The 19,997-nt window shown below is 31.8% G+C and carries 17 protein-coding genes; 1 reads left to right on the top strand and 16 read right to left on the bottom strand.

Annotation, left to right across the window (positions count from 1 at the left end; genetic code table 11):
• Nucleotides 1-11 precede the first annotated feature (11 nt).
• The 4 genes from ACZIYX_RS06855 to ACZIYX_RS06840 form a co-directional block, all read right to left on the bottom strand.
• Nucleotides 12-434, bottom strand: coding sequence for a RidA family protein (locus tag ACZIYX_RS06855; RefSeq protein ID WP_462681469.1), 423 nt, complete (start codon nt 432-434; stop codon nt 12-14).
• Nucleotides 435-493: 59 nt separating this feature from the next.
• A complete protein-coding gene (locus ACZIYX_RS06850) occupies nt 494-1,891 on the bottom strand; it encodes an FAD-dependent oxidoreductase (protein ID WP_462681468.1) in 1,398 nt (465 codons plus the stop codon).
• The gene (gene kynU, locus ACZIYX_RS06845; RefSeq protein WP_462681467.1) at nt 1,891-3,159 is read right to left on the bottom strand and encodes a kynureninase; all 1,269 of its coding nucleotides are present in this window, start codon (nt 3,157-3,159) and stop codon (nt 1,891-1,893) included. The genes ACZIYX_RS06850 and kynU overlap by 1 nt, the downstream gene beginning before the upstream one ends.
• A gap of 144 nt (nt 3,160-3,303) precedes the next feature.
• Nucleotides 3,304-4,164, bottom strand: coding sequence for an AraC family transcriptional regulator (locus tag ACZIYX_RS06840; protein WP_462681466.1), 861 nt, complete (start codon nt 4,162-4,164; stop codon nt 3,304-3,306).
• Nucleotides 4,165-4,288: 124 nt separating this feature from the next.
• Here ACZIYX_RS06840 and ACZIYX_RS06835 point away from each other — a divergent pair, with 124 nt between their 5' ends.
• Nucleotides 4,289-5,281: a Gfo/Idh/MocA family protein gene (locus tag ACZIYX_RS06835; protein WP_462681465.1), complete on the top strand. Its 993-nt coding sequence runs from the start codon at nt 4,289-4,291 to the stop codon at nt 5,279-5,281.
• A gap of 265 nt (nt 5,282-5,546) precedes the next feature.
• On the opposite strand, the gene ACZIYX_RS06830 is transcribed toward ACZIYX_RS06835, so the two are convergent.
• The 12 genes from ACZIYX_RS06830 to ACZIYX_RS06775 all read right to left on the bottom strand — a co-directional run bounded on the left by ACZIYX_RS06830 (nt 5,547) and on the right by ACZIYX_RS06775 (nt 19,971).
• Entirely contained in the window at nt 5,547-6,740 is a 1,194-nt protein-coding gene (locus tag ACZIYX_RS06830) for a hypothetical protein (protein WP_462681464.1), read from the bottom strand.
• Between the two features lie 43 nt (nt 6,741-6,783).
• Entirely contained in the window at nt 6,784-8,208 is a 1,425-nt protein-coding gene (locus ACZIYX_RS06825) for a RagB/SusD family nutrient uptake outer membrane protein (protein ID WP_462681463.1), read from the bottom strand.
• A gap of 4 nt (nt 8,209-8,212) precedes the next feature.
• Nucleotides 8,213-11,557 carry a SusC/RagA family TonB-linked outer membrane protein gene (locus ACZIYX_RS06820; RefSeq protein WP_462681462.1) on the bottom strand — a complete coding sequence of 1,115 codons (3,345 nt, stop codon included), beginning with the start codon at nt 11,555-11,557 and terminating at the stop codon, nt 8,213-8,215.
• Nucleotides 11,558-11,862: 305 nt separating this feature from the next.
• The gene (locus ACZIYX_RS06815; RefSeq protein WP_462681461.1) at nt 11,863-12,897 is read right to left on the bottom strand and encodes a FecR family protein; all 1,035 of its coding nucleotides are present in this window, start codon (nt 12,895-12,897) and stop codon (nt 11,863-11,865) included.
• Between the two features lie 217 nt (nt 12,898-13,114).
• A complete protein-coding gene (locus ACZIYX_RS06810; RefSeq protein WP_462681460.1) occupies nt 13,115-14,839 on the bottom strand; it encodes a peptidoglycan DD-metalloendopeptidase family protein in 1,725 nt (574 codons plus the stop codon).
• A 499-nt stretch (nt 14,840-15,338) separates the two neighbouring features.
• A complete protein-coding gene (locus ACZIYX_RS06805) occupies nt 15,339-15,896 on the bottom strand; it encodes an RNA polymerase sigma factor (RefSeq protein ID WP_462681459.1) in 558 nt (185 codons plus the stop codon).
• 195 nt (nt 15,897-16,091) lie between these two features.
• Nucleotides 16,092-16,817 carry a membrane lipoprotein lipid attachment site-containing protein gene (locus tag ACZIYX_RS06800; protein WP_462681458.1) on the bottom strand — a complete coding sequence of 242 codons (726 nt, stop codon included), beginning with the start codon at nt 16,815-16,817 and terminating at the stop codon, nt 16,092-16,094.
• Between the two features lie 109 nt (nt 16,818-16,926).
• The gene (locus ACZIYX_RS06795; RefSeq protein WP_462681457.1) at nt 16,927-17,295 is read right to left on the bottom strand and encodes a cupredoxin domain-containing protein; all 369 of its coding nucleotides are present in this window, start codon (nt 17,293-17,295) and stop codon (nt 16,927-16,929) included.
• 93 nt (nt 17,296-17,388) lie between these two features.
• Entirely contained in the window at nt 17,389-17,937 is a 549-nt protein-coding gene (locus tag ACZIYX_RS06790) for a carboxymuconolactone decarboxylase family protein (protein WP_462681456.1), read from the bottom strand.
• A gap of 117 nt (nt 17,938-18,054) precedes the next feature.
• Complete coding sequence (locus ACZIYX_RS06785; protein ID WP_462681455.1) at nt 18,055-18,210, bottom strand: hypothetical protein; 156 nt, start codon at nt 18,208-18,210, stop codon at nt 18,055-18,057.
• A 242-nt stretch (nt 18,211-18,452) separates the two neighbouring features.
• Nucleotides 18,453-18,824 carry a DoxX family membrane protein gene (locus ACZIYX_RS06780; RefSeq protein ID WP_462681454.1) on the bottom strand — a complete coding sequence of 124 codons (372 nt, stop codon included), beginning with the start codon at nt 18,822-18,824 and terminating at the stop codon, nt 18,453-18,455.
• Nucleotides 18,825-19,125: 301 nt separating this feature from the next.
• A complete protein-coding gene (locus ACZIYX_RS06775; protein WP_462681453.1) occupies nt 19,126-19,971 on the bottom strand; it encodes a helix-turn-helix domain-containing protein in 846 nt (281 codons plus the stop codon).
• Between the last annotated feature and the right edge of the window lie 26 nt (nt 19,972-19,997).

Genomic DNA, 19,997 nt, shown 5'->3' with positions numbered 1-19,997 from the left:
TTCAAGGTTTTTCAAAACCTTGAAGGTGTTATATATGCAACCACTTTGATTTCGATTAATAAGTGTGGATGAGGCAATTGATGTACGGCCACAGTGGTCCTGGTAGGGCCATCATAATCAAAGTATTTTGCATATACTTCATTGTACCCTCCAAAATCATTCATGCTCACCAAAAAGGAAGTTACATCTACAATATCTTTTAGACTTGCACCTTCTTCTTTCAGGATATCATTAATATTTTCTAAAACAGCTTTTGTTTGTGCTCTGATATCCAGATTTGTGGTTCCAAATTCATCTACTTCTACACCTTCAAAAGTATTATCTGATCTTCTGGAGCTTGTACCAGATACATATATAAAATCTCCTACTCGTTTTACATGAGGGAATTTTCCTCTTGGAGTAGCTTTGCCTTGTATTAGTTTTCCTTTAGTCATGATAATAGTTTTGAGATATTAGTATTGAGTATTGAGAATCAATCATTTTATGTATTGCTTTATCGTAATCCTGCAATTTCATCTTCTTCTAATATTTCGCTGGTTTCTTTTTGTATTTGATCCAATATATTTTTTAAATCTTTGGTAGTGTCAATTTCACTATCTGCAATTAGATTTAATAAAGCTTTGTCTTGCGCCCGACCTATTTTCATTGCTTTTGCGTATCCTATATTTTCATCGAATGTGACCATAGAGTATTTTGAGAAATAGGAGGAGGGAAAGGTTTTTTCTAAATCCATCTCTAGTTTTCTTTTTTCTTTAAATAATGGGTTGGCTACATGATCCCGCATTTCGTAATAGTTATCGATTGCAAGGTCTGCAATGGCATCGGTATCTTCTTTTCTGGCTTTTTCGTATGCTTTAAAAGTAGCATCCCAGTCTCCTTGGTGTTGTTCTAATATGGTATCAAAAACCACTACGTCTTCAAATGAAGCATTCATTCCTTGCCCATAAAATGGCACAATAGCATGGGCAGCATCTCCTATCAGCAGAGTATTGCCTTTGTAATACCAGGGAGAACATTTTATGGTGCCGAGTGCTCCTGTAGGATTATTGAAAAATTCGTTATGTATATCTGGAATAAGAGCTAAGGCATCAGGAAATTGTGTTTGAAAAAACTCTGTAACTTTATCTATAGTAGTTAGATTATTAAAGTTATACTCTCCTTCATCATACGATAAAAATAGAGTTACCGTAAAGCTTCCATCCAGATTTGGCAGGGCAATAAGCATGTATTCTCCACGAGGCCAAATATGTAAATGATCTTTGCTGATTTGGTGTTTTCCTATTTTATCTGCGGGGATTTCGAGTTCCTTATACCCATGTGTCAGGTAGTTTTGAGAATAACTGAATAAAAACTTTTTTTCTAAGTAATAGCTTTTTCTAAGAGAAGACCCGGCACCATCTGCACCAAAAATCATATCCGCATGTACTTCAAATTTTTCATTCGTAGTATAGCACTTAAATTTTGCTATTTTATTTTCAATATCAACACCAAGGCATTTTTTGTTAAAATGAATGGTTACATTGTCATACTTTTCTGCTTCAGATAATAATACCCCGTTCAGACCTCCTCTGGAAATAGAATTTATATATTCTCCTTCTCGCCCAGAATAATTAGAGGCAAAGGTATTTCCTTCTTTGTCATGAATTAATCTACCATACATGGGGATACAAAGCGGGGTTATTTTATCTGCGATGCCAACCATTGCCATGGCTTTTAATCCACGATCTGATAATGCAAGATTGATAGAACGTCCGGCAGAAATATCTGTGGTTCTTAGGTCTGGTCTGCTTTCATACACAGTAACCTGATATCCTCTTTGAGCCATCCTTAGTGCTAAAAGAGACCCGCAAAGACCAGCGCCTATGATAAGTATGTTTTCTGATTTTTGCATTAAAGTACTGTTTTTAATATTTTTGTCGTTTTAAATACATCCTCAAAACTATTGTATAGCGGTGTTGGAGCACATCGTATAACATCTGGTTCCCGCCAATCTGTGATTATATGGTGATCTGTGAGTTTTTGATGCAAACTTTTGTCTGCATTTTTAACTTGAATAGATAATTGGCACCCTCTTTCGTTTGGATTAGAGGGTGTTATGATTTTTATCCTGTCGGTATCTATTTGGTGTATTAAAAATTCGAAATATCCTGTTAGTGCTATGGATTTTTCTCGTAAGGTATCCATTCCTACTTCATTAAAAATATCTAAAGATGCTTTTATAGCAGCCATAGATAAAATAGGGGGATTACTTAATTGATATCCTTCTGCTCCGGGCATAACATCAAATTCCTGACGCATGTTAAAGCGTGTTTTTTTATTATGGCTCCACCAACCTGCAAAACGCTTTAGATCTTTGTTGTAAGCATGTTTTTCATGCACGAATAACCCTCCAAGACTACCAGGACCAGAATTTAGGTATTTATAGGTGCACCATGCTGCAAAATCTACCCCGGATTCGTGTAATTTGGGCTGAATGTTACCAACACCATGAGCAAGATCAATGCCTACCATACAATTTTTTGAATGTCCCAGATCTGCAATTTTTTTAATATCCAGATATTGACCTGTATAATAATTAAGTCCGCCTATTAATAATAATGCTATTTCATCGCCTTGTTGGTCAATAATTTCTTCTAAATCTTCTATATGTAAAAGTTCTTCTCCTTTACGAGGTTTCCATTCTATAACTCCTTCTTTGGGATCAAATCCATGAAAATGCAATTGTGATTCTACAGCATACCGATCAGAGGGAAAAGCATCACTTTCAATTACTATTTTATATTTAGTTTTAGTAGGTTGATAAAAAGACACCATCAACAAATGCAGGTTTGTTGTTAAGGTATTCATTATAACTACTTCTAATGGATTTGCTCCAACCACTTTTGCCATTGCATCTGTTAAGAATTCATGATAGGGCATCCATGGGTTTTTTGCTTCAAAATGACCTTCTACTCCAAAATTAGCCCAATCGTTTAATTCTTGTTGGATATACTGTTGGGTGATTTTTGGTTGCAATCCTAAAGAGTTACCACACATATATATCCAATCTTTCCCATTTTTATCTTTAGGGATATGAAACTGATTTCTGTAATGTGCGATTTTATCCTTTTTATCTAGTTCTTTAGCATACTCCAAACTAGCTTTTAATCCTGTGATCATTTTTGATGTTTTAATAATTGAAACAGTGTTTTACTAAATTACAAAATAAATTAATACAAAAGAAATAATAGTTTTATTTTGATAGGAATAACGGTGTTTTGTGAACTTTTTTTAGATGAGCTTAATAAAATGTATAATAAGGGGTTACTTTGTTTTTTTTAATTGTTGTATGTATGTAGATGGAGTTATTCCTGTATGTTTCTTAAACTGTTTTGAGAAATAGGATGGATCATTAAATCCGCATTGAGACATAGCTTCATATATTAAAATATCATTACTATTAAGAAGCTCCTGTGCTTTTTTTATCCTGAATTCATTAAGGAAATCAATAAAACTTCTTTGTGTTACTGTTTTAAACATTCTACAAAAGGAATTAGGGGTTAAGCCTAGCATTTTTGCTAAGATTTCAGATCTTATTTCTTTCCTGTAATTGTCATTTACATATTGATATATTTTTGAGACCCTTTCTAAAGAATACTTATTGATATCTAAAGTCAGTTTTTCTTTTAATAAAAACCTTTGGTTTTGATCTATAGAGAGTTGCCAAAGGATAGACATAAGGTTCAATATTTGTTCTGTATTGTTTTGTTTATCAAATTTTAAAAATGAAGAAGATAATTTTTTATGCGTACTTGACGAAAATAGGATTCCGTTTTTAGATTTGTTTATAAACTTTATAATAGTATCAAATTCAGGGAAGTTACCTAGTTTTTCGATGACAAAACTCTCGGGAAATTGAATGACAATTTCTTTATTGTTTTTAAATTGACTGTTCCCAAATGGCATGTGGGGGATGTTTGGTCCTAAAAAAAGAAGTAATCCATTACTATAACTTTCAGAATGGGATCCTAGTTGTAAATTTCCTTGTCCATTTTGGATATATACAATTTCATATTCAGGATGTAAATGCCAACTTACACTACTACATTTTGATGTATGTGTATATTTTTCAACTTTAAATGATTTATACGGATTTAGATATACCGGCTCATAAGATACTTTCATGTAACAAAATTACCTTTTTAATTTTTATTAATTTTTTATAATGAATGATATGTCTTAATATTTGAATGTTTTGTTTTAAAAACTATGGGCTTGTGTTTTCTAATTTTGGATATAAAAATAAGACATGGTAAAAATTAAATTAGGGATCATTGGTTATGGATCTTGGGTTAGGGATGCATATATTCCTGCATTGAAACGAGATGGTAGAGCTGAAATTGTTGCAATTTCAGCTAAAAGTGAAGCTACTATAAGATTAATCAAAGAGGATTTTGGAGATACTGTCACTATTTATAACGGTTATGAAGATTTATTAGAATCGATAAAAATGGAAGCAGTACTAATTGCTGTACCAGACGAGATACATGCAAAAGCGATTGTGGCAGGGTTAAATTCTGCTAAAGCAATATTTTATGAACCTCCAATTGCCCATACCAGAGCATTAATTCCAGAAATAATAAATGAATTGCTGGCTGCTCCGCAGATTACTCATGCAGATTTAGAACTAGCACTTGTACCTGCTGTTGGCAGGGCTTCAGAATTAATAAAGAAGCAGGTTATAGGAAATGTTCAAACGGCAAGTATTCGCTTGCAATCCAATTGGGGTATGGACCCAAATCAGGATACAAATACTATTAATCGTTTGTCGGTTTGGTATGTGCATGTTTTGAATGTTTTATTGGATTCAACTCCAAAACGAGTTCTTTTAATGGATGGGTATGGTACTCAAGGACGTCGCCAAAGTCAAAGTACTGGTTTTTTTGATTATGGCGGGATTTGGGGAGAGTTAAAGGTAAATATTGATAGTCTCGAAAAATTAAAAATTACAATAGAAGTCGTTGGAGATAGAGGAGAGATACATATTGATATTCTTACTGGAGAATTAAAAATAAGAACTAAGAATGATCCAGAATGGGATATTAAACTTTTGCCAGGAATACAACCGTATGCAGATTGGCCTGGTATGCATGAATCTATATCTTCATTTTTAGATGCTGTAGAGACAGGAATCCCTAGTTATGCAAATGCTAAGGTAGTAGCAAACTTAAATTGCGTAGGATTAGCATCAGAAGAATCAAAAGAAACCGGAACCTGGGCTATTATAGCTAAATCAACATAAAATAACATTAATCTTTCTAGTAAAAAATCGAATTTCTACGTTAAAAATACTCGTCATAGCTCTGCTATGACTGCGTTTTTTGCCTTGAACTTCGATTTTTTCCTTTATAAATCTTTTATGCCATTTCATATTAATTTAGTTAAAGGTGTGGATGGGTTATGAGGTAGAAAAAAACAAAAAAACAAGCCTTAGATTTATAAATCTAAGGCTTGTACAATTTATTATCATAAATGATAATAAACCCTCCTTTTTTCTGTTAATATTATTATTGTTTAGTGAAACTTTCTACTATAGAAAAATCGCCATCATTACTATTATTGACATTAAATGTTATGTTCATATTTCCTGTAGAAACATCGTATGTTCCTGATCCTCCTGTTATAGTTATAAAATATCCTCCGGGGCTTGTGTATTCTTGTGCAGGAACAGTTATGTTATTGCTATTACATGACAAATCAAAATATATTGCTGGGTTTCCTTCTCCTTCAGACCAGCCATAAAAATTTTTATGAATAAGCCTTAAAGGAACATTGCTGTCTTCGGTTAATAGAATATTACCATTTCCTGCGGGATTGTAGGTTCCCCAAGGATCTGTACTTGATACACTATGGGGACCTAAAAATGCTGCTATATCTATAGTGCATGTAGAATTAAATGTGAAAGTTTCTACAATAGTAAAATCACCGTCATTAGGGTTATTAACATTAAAAGTTATTGTCATATTTTTTGTAGAAGAATTGTATGTTCCTGTTCCTCCTGTAATGGTTATAGAATATCCGCCCGGAGTGGTGTATTGTTGCTCTGGTACTGTTATTGTATTGGCATCTCCACAAAACAAATCAAAATATATGGCTTGATTTCCTTCTTCTTTGGACCATCCATAAAAATTATCATGTAATAACCTGTTAGGGATTTTAGGATCTGTTCTTAGAGCAATATTACCATTTCCTGCGGGATTGTATGTTCCCCAAGGGTCTGTACTTGCTACAGAATATGGCCCCAGATATTTTGATGTTTCTGGAATACATTGTGGCAATGGGTTCATTTTTACGGTAACCATAAAATGATTTAGGTTATTACTAACCTCAAGCCCTTGTGCAGATATTGTAAATGCCCCTTTTAATTCTTCGTTAATATTAAATTGAGTACTGTGTATCGTTACAAGAAAAACAGAGGAACTACTGTTTGGCGGTATAGACAAGGTTTCCGGATAGGTGATATGTTCTCCGTTTTTAATAGTACTTTTGATGGAAACTTTAATTTCTGAATCTTGTTGTACTCCTATGAGTTGCACCTCTACAGGAAGTATAGAATCTTTTGTAATGCCCTCGTTTAGCTGTATATTAATATTGTTTTTTGCAAACGCTATTGTGCTTTCTCCTTCATATATATAAGACTCTTCTTTTGTACAACTGAAAAGGCTAAAGATAATGACTATAAAAGTTATAATTTTTTTCATCTTATTGTGATTTTAATGCTCTGTCTTTGACTTTATTTTGGTGTTAATATCCAGGATTTTGTACAAGGTTATTATTTACATCTATTTCAGAAATTGGGATATTTGCAATTATTCTAAAATCGGTATACGGGATATTACACTCCTCTGTACAATCTAGTCCTGTACTTCCTTTTGGGATATCCATACCTTTTCTTTTAAGGTCAAAGATTCGATGTCCTTCAAAAGCAAGTTCTATTCTTCGCTCATTTAAGATAGCTTCTATAATATTTTCTTTAGTTGTAAGAGAAGTGTTGGCAAGACCAGCTCTGTTTCTTATCGTATTAAGGTCTGTTAATGCTCCAGAGAGATCATTGTCTTCTGCTTTAGCTTCAGCTCTATTAAGGATTATTTCAGAAAGACGAATAAGAGGGATGTTGTCGAGTCCAAATTCTCCTAAATACCCTAAATATTTTCCAATGAAATGGACATTTTCTCCAACTTTATTTCCAGGGATATAAAGGTTTTTTCTAATGTCCCCATCTTCGATAGATTCAAATAAATTTTGTCTGGCAACAAAATCTCCATAACCAATACCATTCTCATTGATATGAAAAAGACCTTCTAACGAGCCATTAAGACCCGGGTTTTCATGGGATAAATATGATAGTCCAAATATAGTTTCAGATTCTTTAGAAAATATATTGGTGTAATTATTGGTTTCAATAGTAAAACCTATGTTGTCTATAACATAATTAGAAGCTGCTATACAATCTTTCCAATTGCCAGCGTATAAATGAACTCTGGACAATAATGCTTGAATAGTTATGTCACGAGCTCTGTTTTTGATATTGGAAGTATTTTTTTCTATTAATGAAAAAGCAGTATTTAGATCCAAAATAATTTGGTCATAAGATTCGGTAATTGTTTTTCTAGGTGGGTAATCGATAGTTTCTTGATTTTTATAAGGTTGCAGTATTATAGGTATACCCAAAGGCTCTTGTACAGTATGCTTAGGGTTGCGGGCATAAGACCGTAATAGGTCAAAGTGAGCGAAGGCTCTTAAAAATAAAGCTTCAGCCTTTAGTTGGTTTATATCTTTGACAGATGCGTCTGTTATTATATTGTTATCTACAGATGCTATTACAAAATTTGAGGAGGCTATTATCTTGTATGCTTCTGACCAAAAATTAAAATGGCTAAAAGGTCTGTTGTTTGAAATTCCATCAAGTCTTGAGGTATTGCTAATTGTTTGTTTGATATTATCGGCAAGTGCGTCTGCAATTACAATAAAATCCCGTTGATAATAATTTGTATTGCGCAACCCGTTATACCCACCTATAAGGATGGCAAGGTTTCCTTTATAATCTCTTAAAGCAACATCATTGCTTACGGTGTCATTGGGTTCTGTTTCTAATGAATTATCACAAGAACCGAATAAGATTGTTATTAGTATAATAATACTATTGATATAAATTTTATTATGTGCCATCTTTTTAAAATTCTAGATTAATTCCTAATAAATATGATTTTGATTGCGGATAATCTCCTGTCTCGTCCCCTCCAAGTATCTCCGGATCCCTTCCTGTATATGGGGTTTTTGTCCATAAATTAGATCCACTAAGATATATGCTCATATTGGTAAGGTTTAATTTTTCGATTAAGATATCAGGGAAATCGTAAGATATTTTAACTTCTTTTAATCTAATATAATCTCCTTTTTCGATATGTTTAGAGCTGTATTCATTTCCTGGTCTGGCATCATAGGCAAAGCCATTAATAGCTATTGGTACATCTGTAATATCTCCGGGTTTTTGCCATCTGTCCAACTCGCTTCTTTGTTGATTTCGATCCCCAAAGCCTCCGGAAGCCTTGGTTGAAAAAGCCAGTCTGTTTCTTAAATAATTTCCACCAGAGTATTGAAAAAAGGCAAAGATATTAAAGTTGTTATATGAAAAGGTATTGGTCAATCCTCCTGTAAAAGTAGGTATACTACTACCAATTATAACACGATCATCTTCTGTTGGGTTAAAAGTTAGTTGTCCATTTTTATCATAATACAAGGGGCGTCCATCTGCTGGATTGACTCCTGCCCATCGTATAGCATACCAAGAGTCTAAAGATTCTCCTACCCGGTTAATAGTTCCTGAATTGTTATTTGTAATTTGATTTACCTGATCTGTTAGTGCAGTTATTTCATTTTTTACGGTTGCAATATTGAAATTGGTATTCCAGGAAAAATTTCTGGTTTCTATATTTGTTGTGTTTAAGGATATTTCAAGCCCTTTGTTTTCCAGGGCGCCAATGTTTTCTGTTATACTAGCATATCCTGTGGTTTCGGGTATTGGTCTGGCAAGAATAAGGTCTTTTGTTTTTCTTATAAAATAATCTATAGTAAATGTAATACGTTTGTTGAAGAGTTGGGTATCCATACCTATATTAAATGTTTCTGATTGTTCCCAGGACAGATTAGGGTTATCAATAGTTAAAGGGGTTAATCCACCAGAAGTATTATAAGTATTGGGGGTGAACAGTCCTCGGGAAGCAAAGTTGCCGATATTTGCATTTCCTGTAATACCATAGCTAGCTCTTATTTTGAGGTCATTTACAGTTTTATCTATTTCTTTCATAAAACTTTCTGAAGATAGCCTCCAAGCAGCCGATATTGAAGGAAACCATCCCCATCTGTTGTTTTTTCCAAAACGAGAAGAGCCATCTCTTCTAATAGAAGCTGTTAAAATGTACTTATCGTCGAATGTATAATTTAATCGCCCAAAAAAGCCTGCTAATCTCCATTCTGCGTCAAATCCTCCTGTTTGATTGGGGGTTATGGCATTTTCTAAAGATGTAAGGTTGGGTAGTATAAGGTTTTCTCCGCTGGTAAAAAAATAATTAGTCTTTTGTTGTCTGTATGTTACTCCAACCAAAGTTTCTAATCTGTGAATATCTCTAAATGCGGCATTATATGAGAATATCTGGTCTGTTTGCCAATTGGTAATTCTGTTATTGCTTTTATATATTCTTCCTTTTGTACTAGCGCTAACTTTTGCTTCCGGGCTGCCAAAAAAATTGTAATTATTGCTTAGAAAGTCAAAGCCCCAGACCGATTTAAACTTTGCATCTTTAAATAGTTTGTAATCTAGGGTAAACGATGTGAGGATTTTGTAAGTAACAGAGGATTCATCATATAAATCAGGATTTTCATTTACTAAAGGATTTTCATCAAATAATCCAAAAAGAGGTTCTCTTACAGATCCGTTTTCGTTATAAGGAGCATTAGTAGGTACAATAAATGCAGATGCAACGGTTGGGTTATTAAAAAAGAATCCATCATCTGTAGTTGCGTCGTTTTTGGTAATGCTTAAATTTGTAGACAGACTTGTTTTTATTCGCTCATTAAAATTATTATCCAAATTGATACGTAATGTTCCCCTTTCAAACCCGGTACCTATTACATGTCCTTCGGTATTATTATAAGACCCGGATATAAAATATCTGCTTTTTTCACTTCCTCCTCTTGCAGAAAGTTGGTAATTACTCATAAACCCTTCTTGGAACAGTAAATCCTGCCAGTCATAATTTTTAGCATTTTCTGGTTTTCCCAGATTGTTAAGTTGATTTTGATATTGAGAGCTGGTAATACCAAAACGATTTGCATACCCTTCCAGTACTAATTCTGTCCATTCTGGTCCTGTAAGTAAATCAAGACGGTTAATAACTTTATGGATTCCCCATTGTGCGCTAAAATTAAATTGAGGTTCTCCAATTTTTCCTCGTTTGGTAGTTATAATAACAACCCCATTTGCTGCTTGTGCTCCATAAATTGATGCAGAAGCGTCTTTTAATATATCAATAGAAATAATGTCATTAGGGTTAATTGTAGATAAGACATTGTCCTGAGTATTCACTTCAGAAACCTGTCCGCTTAATACTTGAACGCCATCAATAATATAAAGAGGTTCATTTCCGGAATTAATAGATCCAACTCCTCTAATCCTAATTTGGGCGGCACTCCCTGGGGCTCCAGAGCTAACAACTTGCACTCCAGGAACCCTTCCTTGTACTGCTTTGTCAAAACTTTGAACTGGAGCATTTTCTATGTCTTCTGCATAAATAGAGGCGATAGCTCCTGATAATTCTTTTCTTTTTGTAGTACCATATCCAACAACAACGATTTCTTCTAAATGGTCTGCTTCTTCTTCTAAAATAATATTGAAGTCATTACTACTTTTTATCTCTACTTCTTTCGTTTTAAATCCAAGATAGGAAAAAACAAGAGTAGTAGCGTTTTCAGGTATTTTAATTTTGAAAAATCCATCAAAATCTACAATTGCACCAATGCTTGTTCCTTTTACAAGGACAGTAGTACCAATAAGGGGGTTTCCTCTGGCATCATTTACCGTACCTTCTATAAAAGTTTCCTCTTGAGTATTACTTTCTTTTTTATTTGAAGAGTTTTTCTTTTTGATCTCTATTCCTTCGGATTCTATTTTTTCTAATTCTCCTAAGTGATAGAATATTTTTTTTAAGTTAGGGTCATTTTCTTTCGTTTTTTCATAAATCACATAATATTTTTCTCCAAAAGATTTATAACTAAATTTTGTTTTGTTTAATAATCTGTTGATTGCTATAGTTACATCTTCTTTTTCTTTAGTTTTAAAATCAACTTTTACTTTATTTAGTTGTTTAGAGTTATACGTAAAAAAAACCTGATATTTTTCCCCAATTTCTTCTAATATGACAGAGAGAGGTCGTTCTTGCGAATTTGCAGTTGTTTTACCTGGACATACTATCGTAATAAGGAAAATGATATATTTTAGCTGGTATTTAAAGTTCTGCATAGATATTGTTCTTTTTTAATTACTTTTTTCCTTTTTATGTACACGGTTGTTTTCCTTTTTTTTGAAAAAGAAGAAATAAGCCAATACTTTGATTGTTTTTGTTTTTAATCCTTCACTAAGGATTTTTAATTCCCCGATTCTTGCCTCAAAGACGAGATGTATTTTAAGCAGTACGCCTTTTGAGCTTGCTCCCGGCTTGTCGATTTTTTGAGAGTATCCTTGAAGAAAAAAGGTAAACACACCTCTTAAGCTAGCAATGAGGGTTATTGATCTACTCTAATTTTTTCAGGAAATTGCTATTTAACCTATTTTATAATTAATTTGTTATTATCTAGAATTATTTTAATGTTTAATGAAACTTCTAATATGGGGACAACCGTTTCCATATCTTTCATTGGGATACTAATTTTTCTGACCTCTTTTAGTATTGTTGTATCACTAATCTGAATTTGAACCCCATAAATCTCTTTGATCTTTAAAAAGATTTCTTTAACAGTACCTTCCATTTGCAAAGTGCCATCTTTCCAGGTAGTATAGGACTCTTGCGGGACCTTGTTACGTTTAATGATTTTGTTCTCAATTGCAGAGTATGATATAAAATCTCCAGGAAAGAGATACTCTTCTTTACCGTTCATTTTAAGTTTTATTTTACCTTCTTTTAAAAAAACTTCAGTAATATCTCCTCTGTTTTGTACATTAAATTGAGTTCCTAAGACTTCAATAATAATCCCTTTTGTTATTACTTGAAATTTGCTTTTTGCTACTATCTTTTTTTCTACTTTAAAAAAAGCTTCTCCTTCTAACCATACTTTTCGTATACTATCTTTAGACCAGTTCTTATCTATTTTAAGATTAGAGTTAGAATTAAGGTTTACTGTGGATTCATCTGGTAGTTTTATGGTTTTCCATTCAGCAAAGTCAGTTTTGTAATCCATATCAGGGATACTAACCTGTGTTTTGTATAGCCAGATAACCGAAGTAAATAAAATAGCTATACATGCTGCAATGGCTATTTTATGACGTATATTATTACTGTATTTTTTGTAGGTAGTACTTTTTTCTTGTTTTTGTGAAACGGATAGAATAGATCCTCCTACAATTTTTTGAAGCTCATTGTTAATATAATCATCATTTTTATCATCGGTCTCAAAATAATACTTTGTGGCTAATAAAAACTCTTTTGCACGACCAACTGCCTCTTTGTTTTCGGGATAGGTGTCTAAAAAATCTTTCCAAAAGGAATTACTTATGTCTGAAGGGGCAAGTACCCAATTCATAAATTCGGCATCTTCGATTAATTGCTCAAAAGACATATTTTTATAAAAGTAGAAATCACTCATTTAAAATTCTTTTTTTACATTTAAAACTTACGTCAATTTTATTGAAGGAAGTTCCCTACATATATTTGATATGTGAATTTTGATTTTGTAACCTTCATAATTAATTTTTTTTAAAAAAATATAAGATAATATAAAAAAGCTTCTAAAATTAGATCTTTAGAAGCCTTTATACAGTTATTATAATTAACTGGCTAACACAAAAAAATGGAAACAATATTTATGTTTTTATGAACTTTCTTTTAAACAGGGTACTATTATTATTGTTTCCTTTTATTGTTATAAAATATAAATTTCTTTTTAAGAAGTTTAAGTTTATTGTGGTTTCATTGGACTCAATATCGGGGGTATATAGTTTTTTGTAGACTTCTTTTCCTGTAATATCCTGAATAATGATATTTACATCCTGATCTAATTTTTTTAACAATTTTAATTTAGCAGTATCCGTGACTGGATTAGGGAACATGATAAATATATTTTTGTCAGAGTTGTTTTCTGATATGACTTTATTTGTTTTTTCAGACACTGTAAAGGGTATAAAATCTGGCTCTTCATTGTTATATTGAGCTTCAAAGTACCATTTGTCATTCCCAAAATTTACGTTCTCTAAAACAATAGCTTCTGACCAAAACTTCCAATCTTTATTTTCAATGAGTCCTTTCCATTCTTTATACAGGTTACCATTGGGGTTATATATCTTAAATTGAATTAGGTCTCCAACCTTAGGATCTTGAAAATATGCTGTAAAGTAAATTTTATCTCCAGCTTTAAAATTTCTGTTTTCTGGGGTATCATTAAGAAAATAGCTGCCGCTAGGTTGATAATCCAATGTTTTAAGCCCTAGAAGTTGCCGGTATTGTACCTGAAAATAATTTTTTACCAAACTTTTATTTCCCAAGCTTGTTTCATAGTAATACCATTCAGGTTTATTTGGATTACCATTTGCCCAAGACCATCCCCAAAAATATCTATTCCTTTGCGGGGTGTTTACTGTAGATGGATTCCAATAAAATAGAGTATCCCCATCAACTTTTCGTATTATATTCCGAAATTCAAGATCAGGTGTTTGATTAGCTATATAAGAGGTAACCCAAATTTGTTCTCCGCTTTTAAAGTATTTTCTCATTTTTATATCTTCATTTTCATTACATTCTGTATTTCTTTCTGCCCAATCAGGTATATTGTTAACACCTCCAAATGTTGAAGGATGTACTTTAGGAAAATTATGATGCACAACATTACCTATAACTTGAGGGTTCAAATATGGTTGTGTTTCTTCCCATAAGTTTTCTTTATATGGGTCTATGATTTTTCCGTTTTTTTCAACTTCAAAATGTAGGTGTGGGGCTTCAGAATATCCAGAACTGCCGATATACCCTAAAAATTCTCCTTTTTGTACTCTGGCACCAACAGGTTTATTAATAATAGAATGTTTTTTAAGATGACCGTACAGAGTAGTGGTTCCATCTGCATGTTTAATCTTAATCATATTCCATGTTAAATCTTGTTGTAAAAGATCCTCTATGTTTCCGCAGGTTTTATCATTTTCTCCATCTATTTTTTCTGCGATTACTCCATCTGCCGCAGCTATGGCGTATGCCATCTTATGATCCATCGTAATCCAGGGATATGGCCATAAAGAAAAATCTGTACCTTTATGTTCATCATAGGTCCATTTACCGCCTCCCCAGTCGATGAACGCTTTTTTTTCCGGATTTTGATCCACAAAATTTGCAACAAAATATAAAGTGTTAAACCCTGAAGGAAGGTCTGTTAATTTTATTGGAATTTTGAACTTGGGAGGATCGCTTTTTTTGCTTATTTGTTGTGATGAATTATTTTTGAAGCAATACTCCTTATAGGGAGAGTTTATGATGTCTGTATTGTTATTTGCACTAACGTATAGAGTAATGGTTAGAAATAAAAAAATGAATAGTTTTTTCATGATTGTGGGTTTTAAGTTTTTTACAATGTAAATCCTAGGCCTTTTTAATTGTAAGATTTTGTGTTGAAGTACAAGAAAAATTACTTGTACTTTATAATAGAGAAGCTTAGGTTTTGATTTTGTAACCTTTAGATGTTTTAAAAAATGGAAATACTGTTTTGGTATGTCATAATAAATCAAGAAGGCAGGAGTAAATAACTGACTAAAAAACAGGGGGGTATGGATAGAGCAGAGGAAAGGTAAGCTAGAAAGGGAGTGGAGCGACCGATTATTTTTTTTTAAAAGAATTTAATAGTGATACCAAATGAACCCTAAAATGTTCATTTATTCTTACTTATTCTTCATTATAAAAAACTTAGGTAGGGCTATACTTTGGCATACCTAGATAGATGCAAGGTGCTTTGCAATGATTTTATTGCTTTGAATGCTAAAAAAGCAACTTTACATTTTTAGCATATTTATTAAATCTCATTTGGTATTAAAAATGTATTGCTTTTGTTTAAATCTGTTTACGAACGATCTTGTCTCTTAATTTTTCTAATGCCCTGGAAACATAATTACGGGCTACTTGATTGCTTAAAGATGTTAATTGTGTAATTTGATCGTAGCTTAGACCTTCGTAAAAGCGAAGATAAATTATTTCTTTTTGCCGGATAGGTAAGGAGTCAATATGTGATTTTAGCCATAAGATTCTTTCTTTTGATAATTCTTCGTGAATGAGTTTTTGTTCTACAGATTCATTTTTTTCATCAAGGTCTATAACTAATTTTCTAATTATTGTTCTTCGTGTTTCTTTATTTAGCTCGGATATAATGTTCTGCTTAATTGATTTGAACAAATAGACTTCGAGGTTAATCACATGATTTAACTTTTCAGGATTTTTGAACATTTTGATAAAAAAATCTTGAATGATATTTTCTGTTAAGTGCTTGTCATTACAAAAAATATTACCAAATCGTAATAATCTATTATAATAGATTTTGTAGATGTCACAAAAAGCTTCGTGACTACCTTTTTTGAATTGTTCAAATAATTTTATGGTATTACTTTTATCCAAAATCCTATTTAATAAATTAAATACACTAATAAGGATAAAGTTATGAATTATATGTTTACAATGTTAATGTTATAAGGATAAGCATTGATTTTTTATTAAAATATAACAAATGTTTTAATTTTGTGGTATTTGCGCACAAACTTACGTACGTAAATTTATATGGTGCTCTATATATGTTATATAGTATACAATATGTTATTTGGTTACGACTTTAATATCTGTAAAATACAGTAACCAATCACCTTCGTTTCGTTTATGTGTTTTGGCTATTTTAATACCATCAAAATCTTCATAATCTTCCCATGAAGTAATTAAGGAGGGCTCTGATTGATTTTCTTTTCTAAATACCCACTCTCTTATAATAAAATCTCCTTTAAAATAAAAATCATAGGCATCTCCGGGGGTATAACCTCCTTCGTTTTTATAAACGATAGTTAGTTTTTGCATTTCTGTTTTGCTTATGGGGGCTATTGCTTTTATTTGATGTTCTGAGGTAAAACTATTGATATCCCAAATTAAATTAAAAGGAGCCAACAGCCAATATTTATCATTAATAAACTTTTGGTCTGCCTTTTTAGAAATACTATCCATTTTGGATCTATGGTAGGTTATGGTATCTTTATCAGTAGTAAGAGTAACTATATTACTTTTTGGTTTCCAGATCCAGGACCGTTTATGATGAGTGCTATCCCGATCCATATTAAAAGTGTATCTGATTTCTTTTATGTTGCCCCAGTTTTTTAATCCATTTGCATAAGCAATAGCTTGGGAGGTAGTAAGTATTTTATCTTCAGTTCTTTTTGTAATAGGATTTGGATCTCGAATTTCTATATCTTCTTCGTATTTATTCTCTGTTTTAAAATCTGTTTTACAAGCTGCAAGTACTAAGGTAATTACTAAAAAAACTAAAGATTTTTTCATTGTATTAATTTTGTTACAGATTAGTTTGTTTTTAGGCTAAAGTATAAAAAGAAAATCCTTGTTAAATTAGATTAACAAGGATTTAAGCTTTAGTAATAAATAAAAAGGATTATTCTACAACCAAAGTATATTGTGGTGTTTTGTTTAAAGGACAGAAATATTTGTATGTCCCCTTTTCTAGTTCTACTGTTTGAGAACTTTCCGTTTTACCATCTGCTACTACTTTAGTAACGTATGCCGATTTAATATGATTTTTGGCATCAGAAGCATCTTTTCCTTCTGGAATTAAAACAAAACCAACGTCAGTTCCTACGTTATTGTTAGAAATATTAAAAACATAACTACCTTCAGATAAGGTAATTCCTTTTTGAGTGAATTCTCCTTTGGTTTGTTCTAAAGATACTGTTTTAACTTCTTGTGCCTGAGAACTAAAAGTGATTACTAAAAGTAATGAGAATATTGCGATTAATTTTTTCATGATTTTTACTGTATTTTTTAAAAGGTTTAAAATTTGTTGTTTATTTAGTCTATTAGTATATAAGGAGGCTAATAAAAGTTTTTGACAGAGGTATTATACCTCTGAGGTTTCTAGTGGCTGTGCAACAGGAAAATCAACAGGTATTTGAGTAGTACCGTGTATATAGTTTGAAATAGTTTTGTCTCCTACCAATACAATAGTATCTATTAAGTTTCCTTTGGTATATCCGGCATTAAAAAAGTTTTCGATAACCTCTTGATTTGCTTTACCTCTGTTTTCGGTTATATTTTTTGCCAGTTTGGCTAATGCATTAAATTTGGTGTCAAAAGAAGCATTTCCAGCTCTAAGTTCTAATATTTGCTCATCTGTAAAACCATTCATTTTTCCGATAGCAGTATGAGCAGATAAACAATAAATACATTGATTTACTTCGCTAACGGCTAAGTTTACTACTTCTTTTTCTTTTGCAGAAAGTGATGTTTTTGCGTTAGAAAGATTAAGGTAATTTTCTAAAGCTGTTTCACTATGCGCGTATGTTGCATATAAGTTGGGTACAAACCCTAATGCTTTATTAAGATTATCAAATATAGCTTGATTGTTAGTGTTTACTTCTTCTCTTGTTGGTACATTAAATGTGCTCATAATTTTGTTTTTTATTGTTTTAAATAATCAGGGACAAAGATATTGTTGAAACAGGAGGGATAGAATAGACGTTTTTCCCGATTAGTTGTCAAATTTTCCCGACTAGTTTTTTTGAATTTATTTTTGAAAAAAAGGTCTTTCGGCATCACAATAAAAATCATGAATCCCTTTTTCTTCACAATGCTTTTTTGAAGAAATAGAATGAATAACTTTTTTTCTTCCTTGACGAAAAATTTCAATTAGATTGAAAATGGATTTATTTGGTACTGTCATTTTTTATGGTTTTAAATTAACAGTACAAAGATCTATTATATGTAAACAGAGAAGAATAGTTGTTTTTCCCGATAATATGTCGATTTTTCCCTAAAACAAAAACGCTGTTTAAAAAGCAAACCTCATAAAATAAATAGTTTGCTTTTTAAACAGTGCTAAAGATTATTTATACATTATTTCAGAATTAGATAAAACAAGTGTTACAATAGATAAAATATAAATAAAGTATTCTTTCTTTTTGATTAGAAAAACTTAACTTCTTTTCTTTTAATCCACAAAACAATTGCACTTAATAAAAAAGCTACTATTGCAGTAATAAATAAAGTACCTCCATCATTATTAATTTCGATACCTAGTTTTGTTAAATGCATCATAATAGCACCTCCAATAATACCAAGAGAAATCATGGCTCCAATCCATGCAGTTTTTGGTATTAAAATTAAAATCCCGGCGATTAGTTCTGTTATTCCTGTGCCTATTCTACCATAAGGTTCTAGTCCGACTTTTGTAAAAATATAAACACTGTCCGGATGTGCAGTAAATTTGAACCTTAGAGTTTGAATTAAGATTATTGCTACGATAATTCGTAACAATAGGGGTAGAATCTTTTTCATGTTAGGTAAATATATTTATGGTAAATTGTATGGTAAACACATTGTAAAAATACGGGTAAAATAGTTATTTTGCTGCTAAATGTATTCTTTATAAATTTAATAAACAATTCTTCTGGGGTATTATATTTGTAAATTCTTTTAATAAGGTTAATAGCTTATTTTTTTATTAAGATTTAAAATAGTTATCCTCCATATTTAAGCTAATGTTTTTATTATTGAATCCCTCATCGAGGTTTTTTTATTTAGCAAGGTAGTTGACTAATTGTTTGCTAATCCAGATAGTACTGGTGCTAAATCAATTTTACCTTGTTGGTTCAGATTTTAATTGTTTTTTAAAATCTGAAGGTGAAATAGCAGTATGTTTTTTGAACATTCTGCTTAAATGAGAAGCATCTTCAAAACCAATTTCATAAGCTATTTCTTTTGTGGATTTATCGGTATAGATAAGCAGACGTTTTGCTTCCAGAATTATTCTGTCATGGATTACTTGTAATGGGCTTTTTTCAAATTTTGAAAAGTTGTTGGATAGTGTTTTGGGGGATTTGAATAATTTTTCTGCATAAAAACCTACGGCATGTTCTTTTCTGAAATGGGTGTCCACCAAAATGTTAAAATTTCTAAGCAAATCTATTTGCTCCCCAAGCTTATTATAATTGTTTTGTTGTTTAATGAGTCGTGTTGTTGTTATTATAAATCTAGCCATAAGCATACGTAGCATTTCTGCTTGTATAGTGTCTACTGTGTCTAATTCATCTAAGAAAACTTTATGTAGCTGATCTAGTTTGTTTTGTTCTTTTGTGTCTAACTCCACTACAGATATGGCACTATTACCATAAAACAGAACACCCATACAGCTTACTTCTTTGTCATGATCTTTAATGCAATAAAACTCTCGGTTAAACTGATATACAATTATATCAGTTCCATTAATAAATTTAAAATATTGCTCAGGAGTTAATACTACAATTTTGTTTTTTTCAATGGTTGCAACAATTCCGTCTATTTCTATATTTACATTAGTGTTTTTGGACCAGATAAATGTATATAAACCTATTGGTTCTGATTTATTATAAGATAACTTTAATAACTCTTCATTAGCAACTTTTAGAAGGGCTCCTGTAGAAAATTCTTTAAACTCTTTGATCATGTATATTATGTCGATTTTTAAAAAGG

The organism is Aquimarina sp., from assembly GCF_977115655.1.
This window is presented reverse-complemented; position numbering and strand designations above follow the sequence as displayed.

Excerpts from the sequence above, each read along its gene's own strand:
- ACZIYX_RS06825 (WP_462681463.1), bottom strand. The coding sequence starts at position 8,208 with ATGGCACATAATAAAATTTATATCAATAGTATTATTATACTAATAACA.
- ACZIYX_RS06835 (WP_462681465.1), top strand. The coding sequence starts at position 4,289 with ATGGTAAAAATTAAATTAGGGATCATTGGTTATGGATCTTGGGTTAGG.
- ACZIYX_RS06785 (WP_462681455.1), bottom strand. The coding sequence starts at position 18,210 with ATGACAGTACCAAATAAATCCATTTTCAATCTAATTGAAATTTTTCGT.
- ACZIYX_RS06795 (WP_462681457.1), bottom strand. The coding sequence starts at position 17,295 with ATGAAAAAATTAATCGCAATATTCTCATTACTTTTAGTAATCACTTTT.
- ACZIYX_RS06810 (WP_462681460.1), bottom strand. The coding sequence starts at position 14,839 with ATGAAAAAACTATTCATTTTTTTATTTCTAACCATTACTCTATACGTT.
- ACZIYX_RS06780 (WP_462681454.1), bottom strand. The coding sequence starts at position 18,824 with ATGAAAAAGATTCTACCCCTATTGTTACGAATTATCGTAGCAATAATC.
- ACZIYX_RS06830 (WP_462681464.1), bottom strand. The coding sequence starts at position 6,740 with ATGAAAAAAATTATAACTTTTATAGTCATTATCTTTAGCCTTTTCAGT.
- ACZIYX_RS06820 (WP_462681462.1), bottom strand. The coding sequence starts at position 11,557 with ATGCAGAACTTTAAATACCAGCTAAAATATATCATTTTCCTTATTACG.
- ACZIYX_RS06775 (WP_462681453.1), bottom strand. The coding sequence starts at position 19,971 with ATGATCAAAGAGTTTAAAGAATTTTCTACAGGAGCCCTTCTAAAAGTT.
- kynU (WP_462681467.1), bottom strand. The coding sequence starts at position 3,159 with ATGATCACAGGATTAAAAGCTAGTTTGGAGTATGCTAAAGAACTAGAT.
- ACZIYX_RS06790 (WP_462681456.1), bottom strand. The coding sequence starts at position 17,937 with ATGAGCACATTTAATGTACCAACAAGAGAAGAAGTAAACACTAACAAT.
- ACZIYX_RS06855 (WP_462681469.1), bottom strand. The coding sequence starts at position 434 with ATGACTAAAGGAAAACTAATACAAGGCAAAGCTACTCCAAGAGGAAAA.
- ACZIYX_RS06840 (WP_462681466.1), bottom strand. The coding sequence starts at position 4,164 with ATGAAAGTATCTTATGAGCCGGTATATCTAAATCCGTATAAATCATTT.
- ACZIYX_RS06850 (WP_462681468.1), bottom strand. The coding sequence starts at position 1,891 with ATGCAAAAATCAGAAAACATACTTATCATAGGCGCTGGTCTTTGCGGG.
- ACZIYX_RS06800 (WP_462681458.1), bottom strand. The coding sequence starts at position 16,817 with ATGAAAAAATCTTTAGTTTTTTTAGTAATTACCTTAGTACTTGCAGCT.
- ACZIYX_RS06815 (WP_462681461.1), bottom strand. The coding sequence starts at position 12,897 with ATGAGTGATTTCTACTTTTATAAAAATATGTCTTTTGAGCAATTAATC.